The organism is Streptomyces olivaceus (genome assembly GCF_000721235.1).
Taxonomy (GTDB): Bacteria; Actinomycetota; Actinomycetes; order Streptomycetales; family Streptomycetaceae; genus Streptomyces; species Streptomyces olivaceus.
This window is the reverse complement of the sequence record NZ_JOFH01000012.1, coordinates 36,224-58,977: the sequence shown is the minus strand read 5'-3', so window position 1 is coordinate 58,977 and position 22,754 is coordinate 36,224. Positions and strand designations below refer to the sequence as shown.

Here is a 22,754-nt window from a genome sequence, read left to right as displayed (position 1 = left end):
CGCTCAGCGCCCCAGCACCACACCCACGGACGACGCTTGTGTGGCCACTGTCTCCCACCCGTCGAAGACGAGGAGGAGCAGGACCGCCAGGGGCAGGGCCATGAGTGTCGCCACCACGGGGTGGCGGCGGCCCTGACGGCGGCTCTCCCGCGTGCGGACCAGCGTCCGCGGCATCGTCTGGGCCATGGTCCCTCTCCTGACCGATTCCGTTGTCTCGTGCAGCGGCGGGTGTCTGACCTCGGGGGACGAGTGCTGCACCCGCCGCTTGACCTCAAATCTAGGTGTCCGGCGATCGCCAAACGTCATGCCCTCGTACCGATTGCCGGGCCTCCAGGAGGATGAGCCGCCACCTGCGGTGTACTCCCCTGGGTGGAGACCTGCGCACGGGTCTCGGGGTCTTCCCCCACGGGGCGCCCAGCGTGCCCCGGTATCGCCGTAGTGTCCGGTGACTTCGCTCACTCCGGGTGACCCGACACGCGGCCCTTCTCCCCCGGTGCCCCCGGCCCGGGCACGGCCGCACCGCCGGTCCGGAGCCGCGGACCGGTGCCTCCGCGGGCCCCGGGCCCGCCTCCCTCCCCCACTCCAATCCGCCCCCGGTGCCGAGGCATTGGGATCACCTGCGGCCCGGCACCGGGACCGCTCAGGTGTTCCTGACCGCTTCTCAACTCTCCCGCCCGGCACTGACAATCCGTCGTCCCGGGAGGGCGCGGCCTCTGCGCGCGGGCGGCCGTGGAAACGTAAGCTGTGGCTCGTCACAGGGACCGGGCAGCGGGGATGAACATGGCGATGATGCGCCTGAGGCGCGAGGACCCGCGCGTCGTCGGCTCGTTCAGGCTTCACAGGCGGCTCGGCGCGGGTGGGATGGGCGTGGTCTACCTGGGCTCCGACAAGAAGGGGCAGCGGGTCGCGCTGAAGGTGATCCGGCCGGACCTCGCCGAGGACCAGGAGTTCCGGTCGCGGTTCGCGCGTGAGGTCTCGGCGGCCCGGCGCATCCGGGGCGGCTGTACCGCCCGGCTGGTCGCCGCGGACCTGGAGGCGGACCGCCCCTGGTTCGCCACCCAGTACGTGCCCGGCCCCTCCCTGCACGACAAGGTCGCCGACGGGGGTCCGCTCGTCGCGGCCGACGTCGCGGCCGTGGGCGCCGCACTGTCCGAGGGGCTGGTCGCCGTCCACGAGGCCGGGGTGGTGCACCGGGACCTGAAGCCGTCCAACATCCTGCTGTCCCCGAAGGGTCCGCGGATCATCGACTTCGGCATCGCCTGGGCGACGGGCGCCTCCACGCTCACGCACGTCGGGACCGCCGTCGGCTCCCCCGGGTTCCTCGCGCCCGAGCAGGTGCGCGGTGCCGCGGTCACACCGGCGACGGACGTGTTCTCGCTCGGGGCCACGCTGGCGTACGCGTCGATGGGCGACTCCCCCTTCGGGCACGGCAGTTCCGAGGTGATGCTGTACCGCGTGGTGCACGAGGAGGCACAGCTGCACGGCGTGCCGGACGCCCTCGCCCCGCTGGTCCGGGCGTGTCTGGCGAAGGACCCCGACGAACGCCCCAGCACCCTGCAGCTGTCGCTGCGCCTCAAGGAGATCGCCGCCCGGGAGGCCCAGGGCCTGGCCGACGTCCGGCCGCCCGCGCCGCGCTCCGCGGAGGCGGATGTGCCGACGGGACCGCTGGCCGACACGTATCCGGAGCGGGCACCGCGGCGCGCGCAGGGCACTCCGGCGCCGCGCGGCACGTCGGGGTCGCGGGGTCCGGCCTCCCGGGGCTCGGCTCCGTCGCGGGGCTCCGCCCCTTCCCGCGGCTCTGCCCCCTCGCGCGGCGGCGCCTCCTCGCGGGGCGGCTCCGCTTCGCGCGGCGGCACGGCGTCGCGGGGCGGCGCTGCGGGTGGCCGGTCGGCGTCCCGGCCCGCGTCCGGGTCCAGGGACACCTCCGGCCGGGCCTCGTCCCGCACCGACGGGGGACGGCCCGCGTCGCGCGGAGGGAGCGGCCGTACGGCGCGGAGGACCACGGGGACCCGTTGGCGGCGGCCCGCCAATCCGCGGCTGCTGCGGCAGCGGCTGTTCGTGTTCGTGGTGGTGACGCTGCTCGTCGCCCTGGGCATCGCCGCCGCGCAGGGCTGCCAGGGGCCGTCGCGCGGGCTCGGCGACGACCACGGCGGCGTGCGGGCGGCGCAGCAGGAACGGGTGGACGGGCCCGGCGGCGTTCCGGGCGGCCTTCCCGGCGGCGCAGAGAGCTGACGCCGGCCGCGGTCGCGCCCGGCTCGGCCGTGGGCCGTGCCGGGAACCGGCTCTACGGGGATGGGCGGCCGGCCGTCACCGCGTAGAAGGCGACCGCGGCCGCCGCTCCCACGTTCAGGGAGTCGACGCCGTGGGACATCGGGATGCGCACCCACGCGTCGGACGCCGCCAGGGCCCGCCGGGTCAGCCCGTCGCCCTCCGCGCCCAGCATGAGGGCCACGCGCTCCATGCGGTGCGGGGCGACCTCGTCGAGAGGCTCGGCGCGCTCGTCCGGGGTGAGGGCGAGGAGGGTGAAGCCCGCGTCCCGGACCGTTTCGAGACCGGCCGGCCAGGTGGTGAGGCGGGCGTAGGGCACGGAGAAGACGGCGCCCATCGAGACCTTGACGCTGCGCCGGTAGAGGGGGTCCGCGCAGTCCGGTGAGAGCAGGACGGCTTCCAGTCCGAGCGCGGCGGCGGAACGGAAGATCGCCCCGATGTTGGTGTGGTCGTTGACGGACTCCATGACGACGACACGGCGGGCGCCGGTCAGCAGGCCGGCCGCGGTGGGCAGCGGCTTGCGCGCCATGGAGGCGAGCGCGCCGCGGTGCACGTGGTAGCCGGTGACCTGTTCGGCGAGCGCCGGGTCGACGACGTACACCGGGGCCGGGGCCTCGTCGATGATGTCGCGCATGGTGTCGACCCACTTGGCGGAGAGCAGCATCGAGCGCATCGCGTAGCCCGCCTCGCCGGCCCGTCTGATGACCTTGGCGCCCTCGGCGATGAACAGGCCCTCGGCGGGTTCGCGGCGGCGGCGCAGTTCGACGTCGGTCAGGCCGGTGTAGTCGTGCAGGCGCGGGTCGTCGGGGTCGTCGATCGTGATGAGGCCGGCCATGTCAGACCGTCCCGTGCGGGCCCACGGCGACGACCTCGCCGACGACGATGACGGCGGGCGGCCTGACCTCCTGCGCGACGGCCACCTCGCCGACGGTGGCGAGGGTCGCGTCCACCCGGCGCTGCGCGGCGGTCGTGCCCTCCTGGACGAGGGCGACCGGGGTGTCGGGGGACTTGCCGTGCGCGACGAGGGCCTCGGCGATCTTGCCGATCTTGTCGACGCCCATGAGGATCACGAGCGTGCCGGTCAGTTTCGCGAGGGACGGCCAGTCGACCAGGGAGCGCTCGTCGTCGGGGGCGACGTGGCCGCTGACCACGGTGAACTCGTGGGCGACGCCCCGGTGCGTGACCGGGATGCCGGCCGCGCCGGGCACCGAGACGGAGCTGGAGATGCCGGGGACGACGGTGCACGCGATGCCCGCCTTGGCCAGCGCCTGCGCCTCCTCCATGCCCCGGCCGAAGACGAACGGGTCGCCGCCCTTGAGCCGTACGACCGCCTTGCCCTGCTTGGCGTGCTCGATCAGCGCGTTGTTGATGGCCTCCTGGGCCATGAAGCGGCCGTAGGGGATCTTCGCGGCGTCGATGACCTCGACGTGCGGCGGCAGTTCGGCGAGCAGGTCGCGCGGGCCGAGCCGGTCGGCGATGACGACGTCGGCCTCGGCGAGCAGGCGGCGTCCCCGGACGGTGATCAGGTCGGGGTCGCCCGGTCCGCCGCCGACCAGGGCGACGCCGGGGGTGCGGGTGCGCCGGTGCGGGGCGACGAGGGTACCGTCGCGCAGCCCCTCCACCACGGCGTCGCGGATGGCCGCGGTGTGGCGGGGGTCGCGGTGGCGCGCGTCGGTGGTGAGGACGGCGACGGTGACACCCTCGCTGTGGCCGGTGGCCGGTGTCCACGCCGTGGCCCGGTCGGCGTCGTCGGAGCGGACGCACCACACGCGGTGCCGCTCGGCCTCCGCGGAGGCGGCTTCGGCGGCCTCCGGGTCGCTGGTGGCGATCAGGACGTACCAGGCGCCCGCGAGGTCGCCCTCCGTGTACGGGCGCCGCTCCCAGGTGATCTCGCCCGTGTCCGCCATCGCCTCGACGGACGGGGTCGCCTCGGGGGACACCAGGCGGATGTCGGCGCCCGCCGCGATGAGCGCGGGCAGGCGGCGCTGGGCGACCTGCCCGCCGCCGAGGACGACCACACGACGGCCGGTGAGACGGAGGCCTACGGGGTAGGCGGGATGTTCGGCCATGAGGGCGGGCTCCTCGTCCTGGCGGTGCGGTGGGCGCTTCGGCTCCGGAGCGGCCCTGACGTGGTTGATGTGACGTGGTTGATGTGACTGGCGTGTCGGACGTGTCCGGCGCGCAGGACGCGTGTGCCGTGCGTGAGACGTGCCTGATGTGTCTGACGTGGGGATACGTGCGGATTCTAGGAGACGTGCGGGGGCGGTACGAGGCGTGTCCGGCATACGGCGGGAGGGGCCGGCGGCCGACGGGGCGGTCGCGCGCCGGCGGGACCGCCCGGCGCGGTCCGCCTGCGGCGGCGGAGCATGCGCGCCCGGGTGCCGCGCCGGTCCCTCCCCGCCGCAGGCTACTTCTCGGTGACTCCGGCCGAGTCGAACGTCGCCACCTCGTGCATCGCCCGCGCCGTGCTCTGCACCATCGGCAGGGCGAGCAGCGCGCCGGTGCCCTCGCCGAGGCGGAGGTCGAGGTCGACCAGCGGACGCAGGCCCAGCTTGTTGAGCGCGGCGACGTGGCCGGGCTCGGCGCTGCGGTGGCCGGCGATGCAGGCGGCCAGCACCTCCGGGGCGATCGCGCGGGCGACCAGGGCGGCGGCACCGGCGCTGACGCCGTCCAGGATCACCGGCGTGCGCAGGGAGGCGCCGCCGAGCAGCAGGCCGACCATGGCCGCGTGCTCGAAGCCGCCGACCGCGGCCAGGACACCGACGGGGTCGGCGGGGTCCGGCTGGTGGAGTTCGAGGGCGCGGCGGACGACCTCGGTCTTGCGGGCCAGCGTCTCGTCGTTGATGCCGGTGCCGCGGCCGGTGACCTCGGCCGGGTCGACGCCGGTGAAGACGGAGATGAGCGCGGCGGACGCGGTGGTGTTCGCGATGCCCATCTCGCCGGTGAGCAGCGCCTTGTTGCCGGCCGCGACCAGGTCGCGGGCGGTCTCGATACCGACCTCGACGGCCTGCTTGGCCTCCTCGCGGGTCATCGCGGGGCCGGTGGTCATGTCGGAGGTGCCCCCGCGGATCTTGCGGGGCAGCAGGCCCGGCGTGGCGGGCAGGTCGGTGGCGACACCGACGTCCACGACGCACACCTCGGCGCCGACCTGGGTGGCGAAGGCGTTGCAGACCGCCCCGCCGCCCAGGAAGTTGGCGACCATCTGGGCGGTGACCTCCTGCGGCCAGGGGGTGACGCCCTGGGCGTGCACTCCGTGGTCGCCGGCGAAGACGGCGACGGCCGCGGGCTCCGGGATGGGCGGCGGGCACTGCCGGGACAGGCCGGACAGCTGGGCGGAGATGATCTCCAGCATGCCGAGCGCACCGGCCGGCTTGGTCATGCGCTTCTGCCGCTCCCAGGCCTCCCCGAGCGCCTTGGCGTCCAGCGGGCGGATCTGCGCGACGGTCTCGGCGAGCAGGTCGTGCGGCGCCTCGCCCGGCAGGGCACGACGGCCGTACGTCTCCTCGTGGACCACCCAGGACAGCGGGCGGCGCTTGGACCAGCCGGCCTGCATCAGCTCGGGCTCGTCCGGGAACTCGTCGACGTACCCGACGCACAGGTACGCGACGATGTCGAGGTGTTCGGGCAGGCCGAGGGCGCGGACCATCTCACGCTCGTCGAAGAAGCTGACCCAGCCGACGCCGAGGCCCTCGGCGCGGGCGGCGAGCCAGAGGTTCTCGACGGCGAGCGCGGAGGAATACGGCGCCATCTGCGGCTGCGTGTGGCGCCCGAGGGTGTGCCGGCCGCCCCGCGTCGGGTCGGCGGTGACGACGATGTTGACGGGGGTGTCGAGGATGGCCTCGATCTTCAGTTCCTTGAACTGCTTGGCCCGCCCCTTGGGCAGCGACTTCGCGTAGGCGTCGCGCTGGCGCATCGCCAGTTCGTGCATCGCGCGGCGGGTGTCCTCGGAGCGGATGACGACGAAGTCCCAGGGCTGCGAGTGGCCGACGGAGGGCGCGGTGTGGGCGGCCTCCAGCACGCGGAGCAGCACCTCGTGGGGGATGGGGTCGCTGCGGAAGCCGTTGCGGATGTCACGGCGTTCACGCATGACCTTCAGGACGGCGGCACGCTCGGCGTCGTCGTAGGCGGGAGCCGCCGGGCCGGTGGGCCGGCGCACCTCCGGTACGTCCACGAGGATCTGGTCCGCTTCGTCCTCCTGGTCGGCGGCGCGGGTGGCCAGGTCGTCGGCGTTCTGGGCGAGTTCGGGACCGGTCTCGCGCGGGGCGGGGACCTCGGGAGTGACCGGGACGGCCTCGGGCCCGGCCGGAGTGGTGGGCACCTGGCCGCCCTCGACGGGCGGGAACTGGGCCTCAACCTCGTCGGCACCGGGCTCCCCGGCGCCCTGCGGCGGCTCGGGCAGGGGCTGCTGCTCGGCCGTGGGGGCCGGAGCCGCGTCGGGCTCCGCGGGTTCGGACGTGCTGGGTGCCACGGCCACTTCCTGCGGTACGTCGGGTACATCGGGGCCCACGAGTGACTGCGGGCCCTGCGCGGGCCGCGGGGCGTCCGGTGCCGGGGGGTGTTCGGCGGTGAGGTGCGCGTCGGAGCGGAGGCCGGGTGCGGGCTCGGGAACCACGAGAGGCTCGGGAGCCACGGGGGTCTCGGTGACCGCGGTGGTGTCGGTGACCGCGGGGGTGTCGGGGCCGGCATCGGCGGACGCATCGAAGCCGTCGGGCTCCGGGGTGACCGGGGCGGATTCCTGCGGGTCCGCCTGGGCGACCGGTTCACCGGGAGCGTGCTGCCCGGGAACGGCCTGGCCGACGACGGCATGGTCGGCGGGCGCGTGCTCCACGACCGGCTGGTCGGCGCCCGGCTGCGCGTCGGGGCGGGCGGTGGCGGCCTCGGGCGAGGACGCGGAGTCCGGCTGGACCGCCGCCATCTCCTGCGACGCGGACGGGCCGTCCGGATGCGGGTGCGCCACCTCCTGCGGTGCGGAAGGCACCGGCGGCCGGGGCTGTACGTCCGCGTCCGCCACCGGCTCGGGCCGGTCGGCGACCTCCGATGCCCCGGGCTCCGGGGACTGCTCGGGTCCGGCGGGCTGGGGCTCGACGGCCTCGGGAGCGACGGCCCCCGGGACGGCGACGTCCGGGCCAACGGCCTCCGGAGCGACCACTCCTGGAGCGACGGCCTCCGCGGCAACGGCCTCCTCGCCCACGGCTCCCGCGACGACCGCGTCCGGGGCGACCGCCTCGGGAGCGACGGCGTCCGGGGCCGACGGCGCGGCGCCCATCGGCGCCTCCGGCGCAACGGCCTCCGGCGCCCTTGCGCTCGCGGCGTCCGGCCCGGCAGGGCCGACGGCGGTGTCCGGTGCCGTCGCCTCGGGGGTGAGGGTGTCCGCGGGCGCACTCGGCGGTCCGGCGGGCACGGGCGCGTCGGCCGACTGGTCGTCCTGGGCCACGGGCGGCTCGGGAAGCGGGGCCTCCGGCGACGCCTGCGGGGCCGGGATCCCGGCCCCCTGCGACGCGGGGGCGTCCTGCGCCGGCGGCGCCTGCGGGGCCACGCCCCCGGCGGCCTGTGCGGCTACGCCCTCTTCGGCGCCGTCCGTCCCGTCCTCAGCCACCTGCTGTCCGGGGAACTCCTGGGGCTGCGGAGCCTCGTGACCCTCCCCGGTCGTCGGCTCCGGAGCTTCTGCCGGACCCGCCCCGGCCTGCGTCCCGGGCTGCCCGGGATCCTCCGCACCGCCCGTCGCCGTCACGGCCTCCGTGGCCACGCGGCTCACGAGGGCCTGGGCCGCGCCCAGCGGCTCGGGCTCCTGGTCCGGTACCGGAACAACCGTTTCCGCATCGCCCGCCCCGGCGCTCGCCGGGGCCGGGGCCGTCTGCGGTGCGGCCTGCGCCCCCCACGGCGCCGCCGACTGCGGAGGCATCGCGGCGGTCTGCGGGGCGTCGAGGTACTCGGGGACGGCGGCCGGCGGGCCGGGGTGCCGTACCGGCGCGGCGGCGGGGCCGCGGTCGGCGAGGGAACGCACCGGGCTCGCGGAGGCGTCCGGGATCGGCGGGCCGAGGTGGAGGGGTCTGCGCGGCTGGACCGGGGCGGACGCGGGGTCGGGCAGGCGGACGCCACCGAGGTCGACCGAACCGCTGTCACGGCCGGACAGTTCGTGCGGGCCCGGCTGGTGCACGGTCTCGACGACCGGCTCCGGCGCGGGCGGCGCGACCTCGTTGCCCCAAGCACTCTGGGCTCCCGGCAGCAACAACAGGTCCTCGTCCTCGGCGTCGGCCTCGGAGAGGTAGGTGTACGCGCCGGGTGCGGGGACGCCCGGCTGCTCCACCATGCCTGCGTTCTCCGGCAGCCCCTCGCCCGGGATCTGGCCGGTGTCGGTCATGCGTAACCCCTCGCCCATCGGTTAGTGCTTCTACGACCAGCTCGCCCGGGACGGCGCACCGACCGCCCCACAGTGAGAACGAGCGTGCGTGCCCAGCGGCACGAACGACCCGCGGGAAAAGACGACAAAGCCATTCAGTGGCATTGTCGCGGCCGTTCCCCCGCCACGACAGCTTGATCCGCGACGGCCCGCTGTGGACTGCGCCACGTTGCGCGTCCTCCGGTTCTGCCGTACCACATACCGCCCATAACTGACCGGTTTTCAGGACATTGGGCGACGAAGCCCCAGGTGCCCCCATGCGGTACAACAATCCGCCAGCCTACCCCGGCAGTACGACAACCCGATCACGGGGCGCGGTCCGGGAGGACCCCGCTGAGCAGGAACGCGACGCTCCGCTCCGTCTCCGTCCAGGCCCGGGTGTCGAGTCCGACGGACTGCAGCAGCGCGCATTCGACCCGGTAGCCGTGCTCCGTCAGGTCCCTGCCGACGAGTTCGGCCGCGTCGCGGGTCGCGGCGTGGGCGACGATCCGCTGGGGCCGCCGGTCGGCGACCGCGGAGACCACGGCCGCTCCCCCGCCGCCGACCCGCACGACGTCCGGTTCGGGCAGGTTCTCCAGGACGTGCGGCGCGGTGCCGTGGACGGTCTGCACCTGGACCCCGAAGTGCCGTGCGGCGGCCTCGGTCCGGGCGCAGGCGTCCCGGTCGCGGTCGACCGCGATGACGGCGGCGCCCGCGCGGGCGGCCTCGGCGGCGAAGGCTCCGCCGCCGCAGCCGATGTCCCACACGAGGTCGCCCGGCCGCGGTCCGAGCCGGGCGAGTTGGGCGGTGCGGAGCAGGTCGGTCTCGCCCTCGCCCAGTTCGCCGCCGTACGCCTCGGCGGGCAGCGACCAGCCGCGCGGTCCGGCGGCCGGGTCCCGGCCGGCGATCCAGCCGGCCCCGTCGGCCGCGGCGCCCGGCCCGGTGCTCCCGCCGGCCACGATGACGACGTTCGGGTCGCGCCAGGTGTGGTCGGCCGCCTTGTCGGAGGTGACGACGGTGACCCGCTCGCGGGTGGTGCCGAGTTCCTCGCAGATGACGAAGGTGCGGTGGACGCCCTCCATCAGCAGGCCGAGTTCGGCGGGTCCGGCGCCGGGTGAGGTGAGGACCGCGACCTTGGTGTGGGCCCGGCACACGTTCACCGCGCGTCGCAGGGTGCGGGGGTGGGCGACGACCACGTGGGCGTCGTCCCAGGGCATGCCGGCGCGGGCGAAGGCGGCGGCCACGGAGGAGACGGCGGGGACCACTTCCACCTCCAGGCCGTACTCGGGGGCCCGGAGGGTGCGTACGACGCCGAAGAAGCCGGGGTCGCCGTCGGCGAGGACGACCGTGGTCCCGCGGTGGGCGGCGATGCGGCGGGCGGCGAGGGCGACGCTGCCGAGGCGGATGCGTTCGGCGGCGGGCGGCACCTCGGGAAGCGCCAGGTGGTGGGCGGCGCCGGCCACGAGGGTGGCCGCGCCCAGTGCGGAGCGTGCCGCGGCGGTCAGCGGCGAACCGTCCCAGCCGATCACCGTGACCCGGTCGGCCATCGTCGTCAGTCTCCAGGTTTTCGCAGGTCGTGGCCGCGCCAGGCCCTGGCGGTGCGGGGGCGCCCCGTGAGAGTACCTGGTGCGGCTCGGGGCGCGCGGCGGCGAGGCGGGTGCGGCTCCGGGGAATCAGTTCCAGTCGGTGAAGGCCGTGAAACCGTCGCTGCCGACCGGCTGACCGGTCGTGCCCTCCAGGTCCTCGGGGAGCAGGCTCCAGACGATGAAGTCGGTGCGTACGTCCGTCCAGACGCCGTCGTCGGTGCGGGCCCGCGCGATGCAGGCGCCGCGCAGCACGCCCTCGCTGATGCAGCCGATCTTCTGGGCGACCTGCTGGGAGGCGGTGTTGTCGGCGGCGGTGCGCAGCTCGACGCGTTCGAACTTCTGGTCGCCGAAGAGCCACTGTGCGGTGGCGAGCGCCGCCTCGGAGGCGTATCCCTCGCCGCGGGCCCAGGGCGCGACTATGTAGGACAGTTCGGTCGACCGTACGTGCCAGTCGGTCCGGGTCAGCCGGACGACGCCGACCAGCCGCTGGGTGAGGAACTCGGTGACGGCCAGGTCGAGACCGCGTCCGGCGGCGCGTTCGGCGGGGGCGTGGTCGCCGATCCAGACGCCGGCGTCCTTCTCGGTGAAGGGCTGGGGGACGTGGGTCCAGGCGGCGACCTGCTCGTCGTTCATCATCGCGGCCAGGGCCGGCACGTCGTCCTCGTCGAGGGGGCGCAGCACCAACCGCTCCGTGTTGATGGAGATGTTGGGGAAGGTGCTCGTCATGCGCCGCTCCGTAACCTGGGTAACCGTCAGGGCCTGCTCGAACTGCCCAGCATGCAGCATGAAAGCACTCAACCACACCACCGGGTCCACCCCGTCGGCACGGAGCGGACCCGGTGGGTGACGCGGGGTTCGGCTCGAAGGCGTGTTCCCCGGGGTGGCCGGAGCGAGCTGATCAGAAGGAGGGCAGGACGGCGCCGGCGTACTTGTCCTCGATGAACTTCTTCACCTCGGGCGAGTTCAGCAGCTTCGCGAGCTTCTTCACCCGCGGGTCGTCCTCCTGGCCCTCCTTGACGGCCAGCAGGTTGCTGTTCGGGTTGTCCTTGGCGCTCTCCAGGACGAGGGCGTCCTGGGCGGGCTTGAGGTCGGCCTCGATGGCGTAGTTGCCGTTGACGACCGCCGCGTCCACGTCGTCGAGGGAGCGCGGGGTCTGGGCCGCCTCCAGCTCCTTGAACTCGAGCTTCTTCGGGTTGCCGGTGATGTCCGCGGGGGTCGCCGCGGTTCCGACGCCGTCCTTGAGGGTGATGATCTTGTTGGCCGCCAGCAGCTGCAGGGCGCGGCCCTCGTTGACGGTGTCGTTGGGGACGGCGACGGTCGCACCGCTCTTCAGGTCGTCGGCCTTCTTCACCTTGTGGGAGTAGAGGCCGAGGGGCTCCAGGTGCACGTCGACGACGGACACGATGTGGGTGCCGTTCTTCTTGTTGAAGTCGTCGAGGTAGGGCTGGGTCTGGAAGTAGTTGGCCCCCACGGAGCCGTCCTCCGTCGCCGTGTTCGGCGTGACGTAGTCGGTGAACTCCTTCACCTCCAGGTCGAGTCCCGCGTCCTTCGCCAGGTTCTCCTTGACGTAGTCGAGGATCTCGGCGTGCGGGGTGGGGCTCGCGGCGACGACCAGCGGGCCGGAGGTGTCGGAGGCGGCGTCCTTGTCCGAGCCGCACGCGGAGAGGCCGAGGGTGAGGGCTCCGGCGGCGAGGACGGCGGTGGTGATCTTGGCGGTGTTACGCACGAAAAGTGCCTTTCCTGAGGTGATGCGGCCCCGGCCGGGGTAACGGCGGGGAGTCTGGTGGGGGTCCCGGTCAGGCGACCTTGCCGACGTCGGCCGCCGCGGGCTCCTTGGCCCTGAGTAGCCGGAGCCGGGGTCCGGCGCCCCCTTGTCCGCCGCGGCGGTGCAGGGCGCGGGCCGCGTAGTCGCCGGCGAACTGGATGATCGAGATGGCGACGGCGAGGAGGGCGACGGTGATCCACATGAAGCCGGGTTCGAAGCGCTGGTAGCCGTAGCGGACGGCGAGGTCGCCGAGGCCGCCGCCGCCGACGGTGCCGGCCATGGCGGAGTAGCCGATGAGGGCGATGACCGTGGTGGTGGTGGAGGCGATCAGGGACGGCAGCGCCTCGGGGACCAGCACCTTGCGGACGATGGTCCAGGTGTTGCCGCCCATGGACTGCACGGCCTCGACGAGCCCTCCGTCGACCTCGCGCACGGCGGTCTCGACGAGCCGCGCGAAGAACGGGATGCCGCCGATGGCGAGCGGCACGATCGCGGCCTCGCTGCCGATGGTGGTGCCGGTGACCCAGCGGGTGAAGCTCATCAGCGCGACCATGAGGATGATGAACGGCATCGAGCGGCCGATGTTCACGACCTGGCCGATGACCTTGTTCAGCACGACGTTCTGCAGCAGTCCGCCCCGGTCGGTGAGGACGAGGAGCACGCCGAGCGGGAGGCCGGCGACGACGGCTATCAGGGTGGACCAGCCGACCATGATCAGGGTCTCCCAGGACGCCTGCTCGAGCAGCGGCTGCATCTGCGACCAGGTCACTTCGCGCCCTCCTTGGCGAGCGGGGCCGGGGCGGCCGCCGCGTCCGGCGCGCCGGAGTCGTCCGGCACCTCGTTCACCACGTCGATCTGCAGGCCCTGTTCGCGCAGGAAGCCGACGGGCACGACGTTGTCCTCGTAGCGGCCGGGCAGTTCGATGCGCATCCGGCCGACCTGGAGGCCGCCGACGGTGTCGATGGCGGCGCCGAGGATGGAGATGTCGATGTTGTAGGTGCGCGAGAGCTGGGAGATGACGGGCTGGGTGGCGGCCTCGCCCTGGAAGGTGACGTCGAGGACGGTGCGGTCGTCGCCGGAGGCGTCGCCGCCGACCGGGAAGAGCGCGGCGGCCAGCTCGGAGCCCGGGGTGGCGAGGAGTTCGCCGACCGTGCCGGACTCGACGATGCGGCCCCGGTCCATGAGGGCGGCCGAGTCGCAGATGCTCTTGACGACGTCCATCTCGTGCGTGATGAGCAGGACGGTCAGTCCCAGCTGGCGGTTCAGGTCGCGCAGCAGTTGGAGGATGGAGCGGGTGGTGTCCGGGTCGAGGGCGCTGGTGGCCTCGTCGGAGAGCAGCACCTTCGGGTCGCCGGCCAGGGCGCGGGCGATGCCGACGCGCTGCTTCTGGCCGCCGGAGAGCTGGGCGGGGTAGGACTTGGCCTTGTCGGCGAGGCCGACGAGGTCGAGCAGTTCCAGCGCCTTGCGGGATCGTTCCTTCCCGGACTTGCCGAGGATCTCCAGCGGGAGTTCGACGTTGTCCTGCACGGTCCGGGCGGAGAGCAGGTTGAAGTGCTGGAAGACCATGCCGATACGGCTGCGCGCCTGCCGCAGTTCGCGGCCCGCGCGGGGGCCCCGGCCCGCCAGCGCGGTGAGGTCCTGGCCGGCGACGGTGACCGTGCCGGCGGTGGGGCGCTCCAGGAGGTTGACGCAGCGGATGAGCGAGGACTTGCCGGCGCCGGACTGGCCGATGACGCCGTACACCTCCCCCTCGCGGACGTGCAGGTCGACGCCGTCCAGGGCGGTGACCTCGCGGCCGCGCGAGCGGTAGACCTTGGTGAGGCCCGATGTGGTGATCACGTGGGTTTCCGTCACTGTCGAGTGCGCGGCGCGGTGGTGGGCGCCGGGCACGGGGCGTTGTTCTTCGGGGGCTCGGGTCCGTCGCGACGCGGCACGGTTCCCGCGGTGGCGGTGGCGGCCGGGCCCGGGAGGAACGTGTGCGCGGGACGTGGCTCAGCCGCGGGCGCGGGGCGCCGGCACGGGCGTGAGCGGGCGCTCGCTTCGGGGCGCGAGGCTCAGGTGCTGCAGGGGCCCTCTAGAAGGCGCACATTCGACACGCACAGGGAGGCATACAACGAGCACCGGGCGTGGTCGTCGCCTCGGTCGCATGGGTGCGGTCGCTCGTCGTGCTCATACGTTCAGTAAAGCAGACGCGTCTTCCGGTCCGGGGGCCGATGTCCGGATGCTGGACACCGTGCTGGACACCGGCCGGCCGGCGGCCGACGGGCGTCCGGGCGTCAGCCCCGTACGGAGATCTCGACGCCCGCTCGGGTGACCAGCGCGGACAGGGCCGACAGGTCGGTGACCACCAGGTCGGCGTCGAGTTCGTCGGGGCGGTGGGTTGTGGCCAACGCCACGGTCCGCATGCCGGCGGCGCGGCCGGCCTGGAGACCCGCGGGGGCGTCCTCGAAGACGACGCAGGCGGCCGGGTCGACACCGAGCGCGCGGGCACCGAGCAGGTAGGGCTCGGGGTCGGGCTTGCCGCGGGTGATGTCGTCGGCGGCGACGAGGGTCTTGGGGAGGATGCCGACGGCGTCGAGGCGGGCCTCGGCGAGACGGCGGGTGGCCGAGGTGACGACGGCCCAGCGGTCGGCCGGGAGCGCGTCGAGGAAGTCCCGGGTGCCGGGCAGCAGGTGGACGCCGCCGTTCGGCACGTCCTCGACCTCCAGCTGCTCGATGCGCGCGACGGCCTGCGGGACCAGGGCGGCGGGCAGCAGGTCGGCGGCTATCTCGGCGGCCGGACGCCCGTGGAGTTCGACCCGGCCGAACTGCTCGGCGGTGATCCCGTACTCGCCGGCCCACCGCGTCCAGCAGCGCTGCACGGAGGCGAGGGAGGAGACGAGGGTTCCGTCGTTGTCGAACAGGAGGGCCTGTGCGTGGAGCTTCATGCCCTCGACCCTACGGGGCCGCCGCACCGGTCCGGCACCGCCGGGGACACCGTCGCCGTGGTGCGCGCGGGGCCGGGGACGGCGGGCCTTTTGGGCCGTAATAGGCTCGCTGCCATGCTTGACGTCCTGACGCTGGTGACCGGTGTCGCCGCGCTGCTGCTCGCCGCCTGGTGCGGCTGGGCGGCCTACCGTGACCAGCCGACGAAGGACTGGCATTTCATCGGCATGGCCGCGGTCTCGGTGCTGGCGCTGGTCCAGCTGGTGGTCGGGGTCGTGCAGCTGGCGCGAGGCGAGGAACCGGCGCAGGGCACGGCGATCTTCGTGGCGTATCTGCTGGGCGCCTTCGCCTGCGTGCCCGCGGCGGGTTTCATGTCGCTGGCCGAGCGCACCCGCTGGGGCTCGATCACGGTCGCCGCCGGTGGTGTCGTCCTCGCCGTCCTGCAGGTGCGGCTCTACGACATCTGGGGAGGCTGACATGGTGGCGACGTCCGGGGAAGCCGGCACGGGGACCGCGGAGGAGAAGCGGGCCCGCAAGCGGCTGATCGGCGGGCCCGGCATCCTGCTGGTGTGGCTGTACGGCGTGATGGTCGTCGGCGCCGTGTCGCGGTCCGCGTACCAGATCGCGACCGAGTTCGACCGGGCGCCGCTCCCCTATACCCTGTCCGCGCTCGCGGGCGTCGTCTACGGCTTCATCACGTACACGCTGGTGCGCGGTGGCGAGACGGCCCGCAGGGCGGCGCTGGTGTGCTGCGCCGCCGAGCTGGTGGGCGTACTGACGGTCGGCACCTGGACGCTGGTGGAACCGTCCGCCTTCCCCGACGCGACCGTGTGGTCGGACTACGGGATGGGCTACCTCTTCATCCCCGTGCTGCTGCCCCTGTCGGCGATGTACTGGCTGCGCCGGGCCCGCACCGCGTAGGTTCCGTCCGGCCGGAGGGACCCCGTCCGCCCGGAGGGGCCCCGGCGCTTACCGGTCCGCGGCGCGGGCGCCTCAGGCCGTGGCGGCGTACGCCCCGGCCGCCTTCTCCAGGATGATCATCGGTACGCCGTCCGCGCCGCGCACCGTGCCCACCGTCTCGTAGCCGACGCGCCGGTACAGCCCCAGGTTGCCCTCGCTGCGGTGCCCCGTGTGCAGGCGGAAGCGCTTGGCACCGCGCTGGTCGGCGAGGGCCGACTCGGCGGCCCGCAGCAGGCGGGCACCGATGCCGTGCCCCTGCAGCCGGGGGTGGACACACAGCTTGCCGATGGCGGCGGCCCCGTCCTCGTTCACCCGTCCGCGCACCGAGCCGACGACCTCCTCGCCGAGCCGCGCCACCTGGACGCAGTCGGTGACGACCTCCTCGCGCACGGAGTCCAGGCTCTGGACCAGCGGATCGATGCGGTAGTTGCCGTAGAGCGCAGCCTCGCTCTGGAAGCAGAGGTACTGCAGCCGGAAGATCTGCTCGACGTCCTCTTCGGTCGCCGCCGAGATGGTCACGCTCATGCCCATGTGCGCATGCCTCCCGCTCACCTGATCACCTGTGGTCCCCCACTCCTATCCCCGTCCTCAGCGGGCCGCAACCTCCGGCGCAAGCAATCGTCGAAGACATCCCAGACATCGGGAACGTTCCGGGCCAAGGTTGCCCTGTGAGATACCCAACTCCCCCGCGATCTCCCGGTATGTGAGGTCCCTGGGCGACAGCAGCGCCTCCAGCAGCCGGGGGCAGCGGCCGGGCAGCCGGCGGACGGCGTCGCGCAGCGCCCGGTGCCGCGCCGCGGTGAGGGCCAGCTGCTCGGGATCGTGGTCGGCGGCGCCCGCGGGCTCCCTCTCGTAGGGCCGCTCGTGCCGGGCGCTGCGGCGGGTGCGGCGGGCCTCGGTCCGTACGGCGCTGCGCAGCCAGCGGTGCGGGTCGGGAGGCGGTCCCTCGGCCTCCAGGCGTTCCAGGAGGCGCAGCCAGACCGCCTGTTCGAGGTCGCCGGGCTCCACCCCGGACGCATATGCCTCGGCCGAGGCTTCGGCGGCGAGCAGCGGGGACAGCGAGGTGACCAGGTCGTCCGTCATATGCACCTCGACGCGGCCGCCCGGGCGGCCGGTTGCCCGGGCGGCCGAAGCTCACTCCAACCGGCGGCGGGCGCTCAGCCGTTGACGAAGTCCTCGCGGGCCAGCACGCCCGTGTCCGGGTTGTCGGTGAAGATCCCGTCGATGCCGGTGGCGAAGTAGGCCCGGAACGCGCCGAAGGCGTCGCCGTAGCCGTCGGGGTCGGCACCCTTGCGGAACTCCGCAGGCAGGAAGGGGTTTTCGTTGCGCATGGTGTACGGGTGCAGGATCAGGCCCGCGCGGTGCGCGTCGCGCACGAGCGCCGTCGGCTCGGTCAGCCGGCCGGCGGAGTCCCTGGGGACGATCAGGTCCAGGGTCGGGCCGATGCCCTGCGCGTAGGAGGCGATCTCCTTCAGCCCCTCCGGCGTGACGAGGTCGGCGGTGGTGCGCGGGTCGCCGGCCTCCACGAAGTCCCACGGGCGGCTGTCCGCGCCGGAGAGCAGGACGGCGAGCGGGTTGCCGACGAGCCTGTTCATCCGCTGGACGCTGGTGGGCTCGAAGGACTGGATGACGACGGGCGAGTTCTGCCGGTCCTTGCCGTACTCGCGCAGCAGCCGCGCGAGCCGCTCCTCCGTGCCGAGGCCCAGCTTGCGGAAGTAGGTGGGGTGCTTGAGCTCGGGGTAGATCCAGACCTGCTTGCCGCGCCGGCGGGTCTGCTCGTCCTGCCAGCGAAGCACCTCTTCGAAGGTGGGGATCTCCCAGCGGCCGTCGTAGAGGGTGTTGTGCGGGCGGTTGGCCGGGATGCGCTCGGTCGCGCGCAGCGTCTTGAGCTCGGCGAGGGTGAAGTCCTCGGTGAACCAGCCGGTGGTGGCGACGCCGTCGAGCGACTTGGTGCGCCTGCGGCCGGCGAACTCGGGATGGTCGGCGACGTCCGTGGTGCCGCCGATCTCGGGTTCGTGCCGGCAGACGAGGTGGCCGTCCTTGGTGGGGACGAGGTCACCGGCCTCGACGATGTCGGCGCCCAGGTCGAGGGCCAGTTCGTAGGAGCCGAGGGTGTGCTCGGGGCGGTAGCCGCTGGCGCCGCGGTGCCCGATGACGGTCGGGACGGGCAGGCCCTTCAGTCCCCCGCGGTGTCCGCCGCCGGGTCCGCCGCCGGCGGCTCTCGCCGTACCGGACAGACCCAGTACCGCTCCGCCCGCGCCGAGCACCGCTGCGCCCAGGAGCGCCCGCCGTCCCGTGCCGCCGCCCGCCCGCTCGTCCGACTCCTGTGTTCCCATGGGGCCTCCTGCCGTTGTCCATCGGTGCATCGGTGCGGGCCGATCGTAGGGGCGCGTACATGACCAACGGGAGACGGCAGCCGGAACACGCGGACGCGTGCGGATGTCGTACGGGCGGACGGTCGACGGCCGGACGGCTGACATGCGGACGACCGGCCGGGGAGAGAGAAGACGGACGCGTGGCCGACCGTCGGAGGAAGTGGACGCGCGGGTGGACGGCCGACGACGCCTGACGGGCCGTCTGCTTGGCGGCGGCGGGACGGGGTAGTCGGGAGGAAAGCAGGTGAACGCCGCAGGGACCGGTGACGCTCCCCGTACGGCGTGCCGTACGTGGCCCGTGCCGGTCCGTGCTCCGCTCCGGGGCCGGGCGCGCACCCCGACCGCGCCGGCGGCCCGCGAGGGCGGCCCGTCTCACATCCCGGTGAAGGCGTTACGGCCGGGCAACACCGCGGCGCCGCAGGTGAACGCACGTCAACACGGTGTAAGACCCGGGTGACCCGAGGTGCGTGATACCCCGGACCGCGAGTAATGTCCTCACCTGCACAGACTCATACCGCATCCCCGACACCGGAGGACCCGTTGTCCCGCTTCGTGTTCATCAAGGCAGTGCTCGGCCCGATCATGCGCCTGATGTTCCGCACTCGGGTGGAGGGTGCGGAGAACATCCCGGGCGACGGCCCGGTGATCCTGGCCGGCAACCACCTCACCTTCATCGACTCGATGATCCTTCCGCTCGTCTGCGACCGGCAGGTCTTCTTCATCGGCAAGGACGAGTACGTCACCGGCAAGGGCCTCAAGGGCCGCCTGATGGCCTGGTTCTTCACCGGTGTCGGCATGATCCCGGTCGACCGGGACGGCGGCCGGGGCGGGGTCGCGGCGCTGATGACCGGGCGCCGGGTGCTGGACGAGGGCCGGGTCTTCGGCATCTACCCGGAGGGCACCCGCTCCCCCGACGGCCGCCTCTACCGGGGCCGCACCGGCATCGCCCGGCTGACCCTGATGACCGGCGCCCCGGTGGTCCCGTTCGCCATGATCGGCACCGACAAGCTCCAGCCCGGCGGCGCGGGCCTGCCCCGGCCGGGCCGGGTCACGGTCCGCTTCGGCGAGGCGCTGGAGTTCTCCCGCTACGAGGGCATGGACCGTGACCGCTACGTCCTGCGGGCCGTCACCGACTCCGTGATGACCGAGGTCATGCGGCTGTCCGGCCAGGAGTACGTGGACATGTACGCCAGCAAGGCGAAGGCGGCGTAGGGCCGCGCGCGGGCATCGCGCACGCGAAGGGGCGGGCCGCTCGTCGAGCGGCCCGCCCCTTCGCGTCGCCCCTGCGGCTACGGGTGCTCCACCCCGTCCTCCAGTCGCTGGCCGCGCAGCAGGTACCAGGACGCCGCGGCGGCGGCCAGCAGGACGGCGGCGCCGACGCCCGCGGCCAGGGCCAGCCCGTCGACGAAGGCCTGGCGGGCCGAGTCGAGCAGCGCGCCGGCGGTCGGGGCGGGCAGCCCGGCCGCGGCCTGAACCGCGCCGCCCAGTGACTCGTGCGCCGCGTCCGGAGTCCCGGCGGGGCCCGTGAAGTCGCGGTAGACACCGGTCACGATCGAACCGAGCACCGCGATACCGAGGGCGGCACCGAGTTCGTACGCCGTCTCGGAGACCGCGGAGGCGGCGCCCGCCTGCTCCCCGGGCACGCTGGAGAGGATCACGTCGGCGGTGACGGTGAACGCGAAACCCGCGCCGAGGCCGACGACCAGCAGGGCCGCGCCGATCAGCGGATAGCCGGTGTGCCGGCCGACCACGGTCAGTGCGGCGAGCGCCAGGCCGACGGCGGCGAGTCCGCCGCTGACCACCGCGCGGACGGAGAAGCGCCGGGCCGCGCGGCCCGCGATCAGGCCGGCCGCGACCGCACCGACGGCGGCGGGCAGTTCGGCCAGGCCCGCCTCGAACGGGCGCCTGCCCTGGACGAGTTGCAGGTACTGGGAGAGGAAGAACACCAGCCCCGACAGACCGAGGATGGTGAGCAGGTCGGCCAGGACCGCACCGCTGAAGCCGCGGTTGCGGAACAGCCGCATGTCGATCAGCGGCACCGGCATGGCCAGCTGCCGCCGGACGAAGCCGTACAGCGCGGCGGCGCCCAGCAGACCCGCGGCGAGCGTGGCCGGGGCGAACCCGTGTGCGGCGGCCTCCTTGACGGCGTAGACGACACCGACCATGCCGGCCAGGGAGAGGACGACGCTGGGCAGGTCCCAGGGCCCGGGGTCGGGATTGCGGGACTCGGGCAGCAGTCGGACGCCGACGACGACCAGGACGGCCATCACGGGCAGGTTGATCAGGAAGACGGAGCCCCACCAGAAGTGCTCGAGCAGGAAGCCGCCGACGACCGGGCCGACCGCCGCACCGGCGGAGGCCGCCGCGCCCCAGATACCGACGGCGAGGCTGCGTTCGCGCGGGTCGTGGAAGAGGTTGCGGATCAGGGCGAGGGTGGCGGGCATCAGGGTGGCACCCGCGACGCCGAGCAGGGCCCGGGCGACGATCAGCACCTCGGGCGTGTGCGCGTAGGCGTTGAGGACGGACACCGCGCCGAACGCGGTCGCGCCGACGAGCAGGATGCGCTTGCGGCCGACGCGGTCGCCGAGGCTGCCCATCGAGACGAGCAGACCGGCGATGACGAAGGAGTAGACGTCGCCGATCCAGAGCAGCTGGGTGCCGGAGGGGGCGAGATCCTCGCTGATGTAGGGCGTCGCGAGACCGAGGACGGTCGCGTCGACGGCCACCAGCAGCACGGCCAGTACGAGTACGCACAGCGCCAGCCAGCGGCCGGGGCGCTTCACCGCCTCGGCCTGGTGGGCCGGCTGCGGGGTGCGGTTCATGGTTCCTCTCTCCTGAGTGCGCCGCCGAGCAGCAGCTCGGCGATCATGTGGGTGAAGTCGTTGCGGGCCACGCGGCCCTCGGCCACGGCCCAGGCGCCGGAGGCCAGCAGGCCGTAGAGCGCCTCGGTGAGCCAGACGGGCGTGAGGTCGATGCGGAACTCGCCGCTCTCCTGGCCCCGGCGGAACAGCTCGGTGAGCCCGGCGTCGATGCGGGCCCAGCCCCTGTTCTGCTCCTCGCCCTCGAAGAGCTGGTTCTCGGTGTAGAGGAAGGCGAGCAGACCGGCGGACGGCTCGATCGCGCGGACCAGCCGGCGCACCGCGTCGGCCGCCGGGCCCTCGTCGGCCCGGGCGGCCTCCAGGGCGGCCTCGCACTCGGCGATGCCCAGCGCCTCCAGCGCCCGGACGAGGGCGTCGCGCCCGGCGAAGTGCCGGTGCAGGGTGGCCCGGCTGATCCCGGCGGCCCTGGCGACCTCGTCCATGGTCGAGGTCGCTTTCCGGGTCAGCAGGGCGGCGGCGCTGCGCAGTACCTGGTCTCGATCGACAGCCATGAGACAACAGTAACCCGAATGAGACAGCAATGTCTCACCCAGGGCGTGCGTGACTCACCTCTCGGGGTGGGTCACGGCATCCGGAGGAGGGTCAGTGCCAGGGCAGCTGCCCGCGGTGCGCCCAGTAGGCGGCCGGCTCCTCGACCAGCGCACCGAGGCGGGCCACCTGGTCGTCGTCGAGGTCGACGGCGGCGGCGTGCAGGTTCGAGCCGAGCTGGCCCACGGTCGCGGCGCCGGAGAGGACGACCCCGGCCCACGGCCGGCGCAGGACCAGCGCGAGGGCGACCGCGTCGCAGCCGAGGGCGGTCTCCTCGGCGACGGTCCGCAAAGCCGCGGGGGCCTGGGGCCCGGCGAGGCGGCCGTTGGCCATGCCCTCCTTGACGATCACGGTGAGTCCGGCCGCGTGCGCCTCGGCCAGCGCGGGTTCGGCGGAGGTCTCGAGCGCGTTGTACGTCGACTGGACGGTACGGAAGAGGGGCTCGCCGCCGACGGTCACGGTGAGGGCGGCGCGGATGGCGTCGGCCTGGGCGGGACCGCTGGTGGAGAAGCCGACGGTGGCGCCCCGTGCGACGGCCTCGGCCAGCCTCGCGTGCAGGTCCTTGTCGGTCAGCGCCGGGCTGTCGGGGGTGAGGGAGTGGATCTGGTAGAGGTCGAGGCGCTCGCCGAGCAGGGCGTCGGTCTCCCCGCGCTGGCGTTCGTAGGTGGCGACGCCGTGGTCCTTGACCTCGTGCTGCTCGGCGTCGGGCGACCAGTCGGCGGTGTAGGTGTAGCCCCACTTGCTGCCGACGACCACGTCGTCCACGTCCGGGCGCTCCCGCAGCCAGCCGGCCAGGAACTCCTCCGAGCGCCCGTAGGAGCGGGCCGCGTCGAAGTACCGCACGCCCTGGGCGTAGGCCGCGTCGAGGAGGTCGTGGGTGCGCTCGCGCATCGCCTCGACGGTGCGGTCGGCCGGCAGGTCACGGTCCCGTCCGAGGTTGATGTAGCCGGGACGGCCGACGGCGGCGAGCCCCAGCCCGATGTGACAGGTGGGGGTGGTCGCCGCGGCCAGGCGGGCGAAGGGCATCGCGGGCTCCGTTTCGGTCGGCTGCCGCAGCCGGTGGGGCTGCGCTGACTGCTGACCAACGTA

General features: G+C 73.9%; 20 protein-coding genes. 4 read left to right on the top strand and 16 right to left on the bottom strand.

Annotation, left to right across the window (positions count from 1 at the left end):
* Window positions 1-3 precede the first annotated feature (3 nt).
* A complete protein-coding gene (locus IG94_RS0114725; protein ID WP_031035639.1) occupies window positions 4-186 on the bottom strand; it encodes a hypothetical protein in 183 nt (60 codons plus the stop codon).
* Window positions 187-774: 588 nt separating this feature from the next.
* Here IG94_RS0114725 and IG94_RS0114720 point away from each other — a divergent pair.
* Entirely contained in the window at window positions 775-2,232 is a 1,458-nt protein-coding gene (locus tag IG94_RS0114720; protein WP_052410693.1) for a serine/threonine-protein kinase, read from the top strand.
* 52 nt (window positions 2,233-2,284) lie between these two features.
* Here IG94_RS0114720 and IG94_RS0114715 read toward each other — a convergent pair whose 3' ends face one another.
* The 9 genes from IG94_RS0114715 to IG94_RS0114670 form a co-directional block, all read right to left on the bottom strand.
* On the bottom strand, window positions 2,285-3,103 hold the full coding sequence (locus IG94_RS0114715) for a TrmH family RNA methyltransferase (RefSeq protein ID WP_031035635.1): 819 nt from the start codon (window positions 3,101-3,103) through the stop codon (window positions 2,285-2,287).
* A gap of 1 nt (window position 3,104) precedes the next feature.
* Window positions 3,105-4,337 carry a uroporphyrinogen-III C-methyltransferase gene (gene cobA, locus IG94_RS0114710; protein WP_031035633.1) on the bottom strand — a complete coding sequence of 411 codons (1,233 nt, stop codon included), beginning with the start codon at window positions 4,335-4,337 and terminating at the stop codon, window positions 3,105-3,107.
* A 338-nt stretch (window positions 4,338-4,675) separates the two neighbouring features.
* Window positions 4,676-8,629 (bottom strand): nicotinate-nucleotide--dimethylbenzimidazole phosphoribosyltransferase, encoded by a 3,954-nt coding sequence (cobT, locus tag IG94_RS0114700; protein ID WP_031035632.1) that lies wholly within the window; start codon window positions 8,627-8,629, stop codon window positions 4,676-4,678.
* Between the two features lie 344 nt (window positions 8,630-8,973).
* A complete protein-coding gene (gene cbiE, locus IG94_RS0114695; RefSeq protein ID WP_031035630.1) occupies window positions 8,974-10,194 on the bottom strand; it encodes a precorrin-6y C5,15-methyltransferase (decarboxylating) subunit CbiE in 1,221 nt (406 codons plus the stop codon).
* A gap of 126 nt (window positions 10,195-10,320) precedes the next feature.
* Entirely contained in the window at window positions 10,321-10,959 is a 639-nt protein-coding gene (locus tag IG94_RS0114690; protein WP_031035628.1) for a GNAT family N-acetyltransferase, read from the bottom strand.
* Between the two features lie 172 nt (window positions 10,960-11,131).
* Entirely contained in the window at window positions 11,132-11,959 is an 828-nt protein-coding gene (locus IG94_RS0114685) for a MetQ/NlpA family ABC transporter substrate-binding protein (protein WP_031035625.1), read from the bottom strand.
* A 70-nt stretch (window positions 11,960-12,029) separates the two neighbouring features.
* Window positions 12,030-12,767: a methionine ABC transporter permease gene (locus IG94_RS0114680; RefSeq protein WP_031035623.1), complete on the bottom strand. Its 738-nt coding sequence runs from the start codon at window positions 12,765-12,767 to the stop codon at window positions 12,030-12,032.
* Window positions 12,764-13,837: a methionine ABC transporter ATP-binding protein gene (locus IG94_RS0114675; protein WP_031035621.1), complete on the bottom strand. Its 1,074-nt coding sequence runs from the start codon at window positions 13,835-13,837 to the stop codon at window positions 12,764-12,766. Before IG94_RS0114675 ends, IG94_RS0114680 begins: the two co-directional genes overlap by 4 nt.
* Before the next feature lie 437 nt (window positions 13,838-14,274).
* A complete protein-coding gene (locus IG94_RS0114670) occupies window positions 14,275-14,925 on the bottom strand; it encodes an HAD family hydrolase (RefSeq protein ID WP_031035618.1) in 651 nt (216 codons plus the stop codon).
* A 114-nt stretch (window positions 14,926-15,039) separates the two neighbouring features.
* On the opposite strand from IG94_RS0114670, the gene IG94_RS0114665 reads away from it, so the two are divergent.
* Together IG94_RS0114665 and IG94_RS0114660 are read left to right on the top strand one after the other, a co-directional pair.
* Complete coding sequence (locus tag IG94_RS0114665) at window positions 15,040-15,399, top strand: hypothetical protein (protein WP_031035616.1); 360 nt, start codon at window positions 15,040-15,042, stop codon at window positions 15,397-15,399.
* 1 nt (window position 15,400) lies between these two features.
* A complete protein-coding gene (locus IG94_RS0114660) occupies window positions 15,401-15,844 on the top strand; it encodes a hypothetical protein (protein ID WP_031035613.1) in 444 nt (147 codons plus the stop codon).
* 72 nt (window positions 15,845-15,916) lie between these two features.
* Here the strand turns inward: IG94_RS0114660 and IG94_RS0114655 are convergent, their stop codons facing one another.
* The 3 genes from IG94_RS0114655 to IG94_RS0114645 form a co-directional block, all read right to left on the bottom strand.
* Window positions 15,917-16,414 (bottom strand): GNAT family N-acetyltransferase, encoded by a 498-nt coding sequence (locus IG94_RS0114655; protein ID WP_031035611.1) that lies wholly within the window; start codon window positions 16,412-16,414, stop codon window positions 15,917-15,919.
* Between the two features lie 57 nt (window positions 16,415-16,471).
* Window positions 16,472-16,966, bottom strand: a complete 495-nt coding sequence (locus IG94_RS0114650; RefSeq protein ID WP_031035610.1) for a sigma-70 family RNA polymerase sigma factor — start codon at window positions 16,964-16,966, stop codon at window positions 16,472-16,474.
* A 74-nt stretch (window positions 16,967-17,040) separates the two neighbouring features.
* Window positions 17,041-18,219 carry a glycerophosphodiester phosphodiesterase gene (locus IG94_RS0114645; protein WP_031035609.1) on the bottom strand — a complete coding sequence of 393 codons (1,179 nt, stop codon included), beginning with the start codon at window positions 18,217-18,219 and terminating at the stop codon, window positions 17,041-17,043.
* 579 nt (window positions 18,220-18,798) lie between these two features.
* On the opposite strand from IG94_RS0114645, the gene IG94_RS0114640 reads away from it, so the two are divergent.
* On the top strand, window positions 18,799-19,470 hold the full coding sequence (locus tag IG94_RS0114640; protein WP_031035608.1) for a lysophospholipid acyltransferase family protein: 672 nt from the start codon (window positions 18,799-18,801) through the stop codon (window positions 19,468-19,470).
* A 77-nt stretch (window positions 19,471-19,547) separates the two neighbouring features.
* Here the strand turns inward: IG94_RS0114640 and IG94_RS0114635 are convergent, their stop codons facing one another.
* From IG94_RS0114635 to IG94_RS0114625, 3 genes are all read right to left on the bottom strand, one after another.
* Window positions 19,548-21,080: an MFS transporter gene (locus IG94_RS0114635; protein ID WP_031035607.1), complete on the bottom strand. Its 1,533-nt coding sequence runs from the start codon at window positions 21,078-21,080 to the stop codon at window positions 19,548-19,550.
* Complete coding sequence (locus IG94_RS0114630) at window positions 21,077-21,628, bottom strand: TetR/AcrR family transcriptional regulator (RefSeq protein WP_031035606.1); 552 nt, start codon at window positions 21,626-21,628, stop codon at window positions 21,077-21,079. The genes IG94_RS0114635 and IG94_RS0114630 overlap by 4 nt, the downstream gene beginning before the upstream one ends.
* A 91-nt stretch (window positions 21,629-21,719) precedes the next feature.
* Window positions 21,720-22,691: an aldo/keto reductase gene (locus IG94_RS0114625; protein ID WP_031035605.1), complete on the bottom strand. Its 972-nt coding sequence runs from the start codon at window positions 22,689-22,691 to the stop codon at window positions 21,720-21,722.
* Window positions 22,692-22,754 lie beyond the last annotated feature (63 nt).

Coding starts and splice junctions, on each gene's coding strand:
- IG94_RS0114655 (WP_031035611.1), bottom strand. CDS start 16,414: ATGGGCATGAGCGTGACCATCTCGGCGGCGACCGAAGAGGACGTCGAG.
- cobT (WP_031035632.1), bottom strand. CDS start 8,629: ATGACCGACACCGGCCAGATCCCGGGCGAGGGGCTGCCGGAGAACGCA.
- IG94_RS0114635 (WP_031035607.1), bottom strand. CDS start 21,080: ATGAACCGCACCCCGCAGCCGGCCCACCAGGCCGAGGCGGTGAAGCGC.
- IG94_RS0114625 (WP_031035605.1), bottom strand. CDS start 22,691: ATGCCCTTCGCCCGCCTGGCCGCGGCGACCACCCCCACCTGTCACATC.
- IG94_RS0114720 (WP_052410693.1), top strand. CDS start 775: ATGAACATGGCGATGATGCGCCTGAGGCGCGAGGACCCGCGCGTCGTC.
- IG94_RS0114670 (WP_031035618.1), bottom strand. CDS start 14,925: ATGAAGCTCCACGCACAGGCCCTCCTGTTCGACAACGACGGAACCCTC.
- cbiE (WP_031035630.1), bottom strand. CDS start 10,194: ATGGCCGACCGGGTCACGGTGATCGGCTGGGACGGTTCGCCGCTGACC.
- IG94_RS0114630 (WP_031035606.1), bottom strand. CDS start 21,628: ATGGCTGTCGATCGAGACCAGGTACTGCGCAGCGCCGCCGCCCTGCTG.
- IG94_RS0114645 (WP_031035609.1), bottom strand. CDS start 18,219: ATGGGAACACAGGAGTCGGACGAGCGGGCGGGCGGCGGCACGGGACGG.
- IG94_RS0114665 (WP_031035616.1), top strand. CDS start 15,040: ATGCTTGACGTCCTGACGCTGGTGACCGGTGTCGCCGCGCTGCTGCTC.
- IG94_RS0114715 (WP_031035635.1), bottom strand. CDS start 3,103: ATGGCCGGCCTCATCACGATCGACGACCCCGACGACCCGCGCCTGCAC.
- IG94_RS0114690 (WP_031035628.1), bottom strand. CDS start 10,959: ATGACGAGCACCTTCCCCAACATCTCCATCAACACGGAGCGGTTGGTG.
- IG94_RS0114725 (WP_031035639.1), bottom strand. CDS start 186: ATGGCCCAGACGATGCCGCGGACGCTGGTCCGCACGCGGGAGAGCCGC.
- IG94_RS0114650 (WP_031035610.1), bottom strand. CDS start 16,966: ATGACGGACGACCTGGTCACCTCGCTGTCCCCGCTGCTCGCCGCCGAA.
- cobA (WP_031035633.1), bottom strand. CDS start 4,337: ATGGCCGAACATCCCGCCTACCCCGTAGGCCTCCGTCTCACCGGCCGT.
- IG94_RS0114660 (WP_031035613.1), top strand. CDS start 15,401: ATGGTGGCGACGTCCGGGGAAGCCGGCACGGGGACCGCGGAGGAGAAG.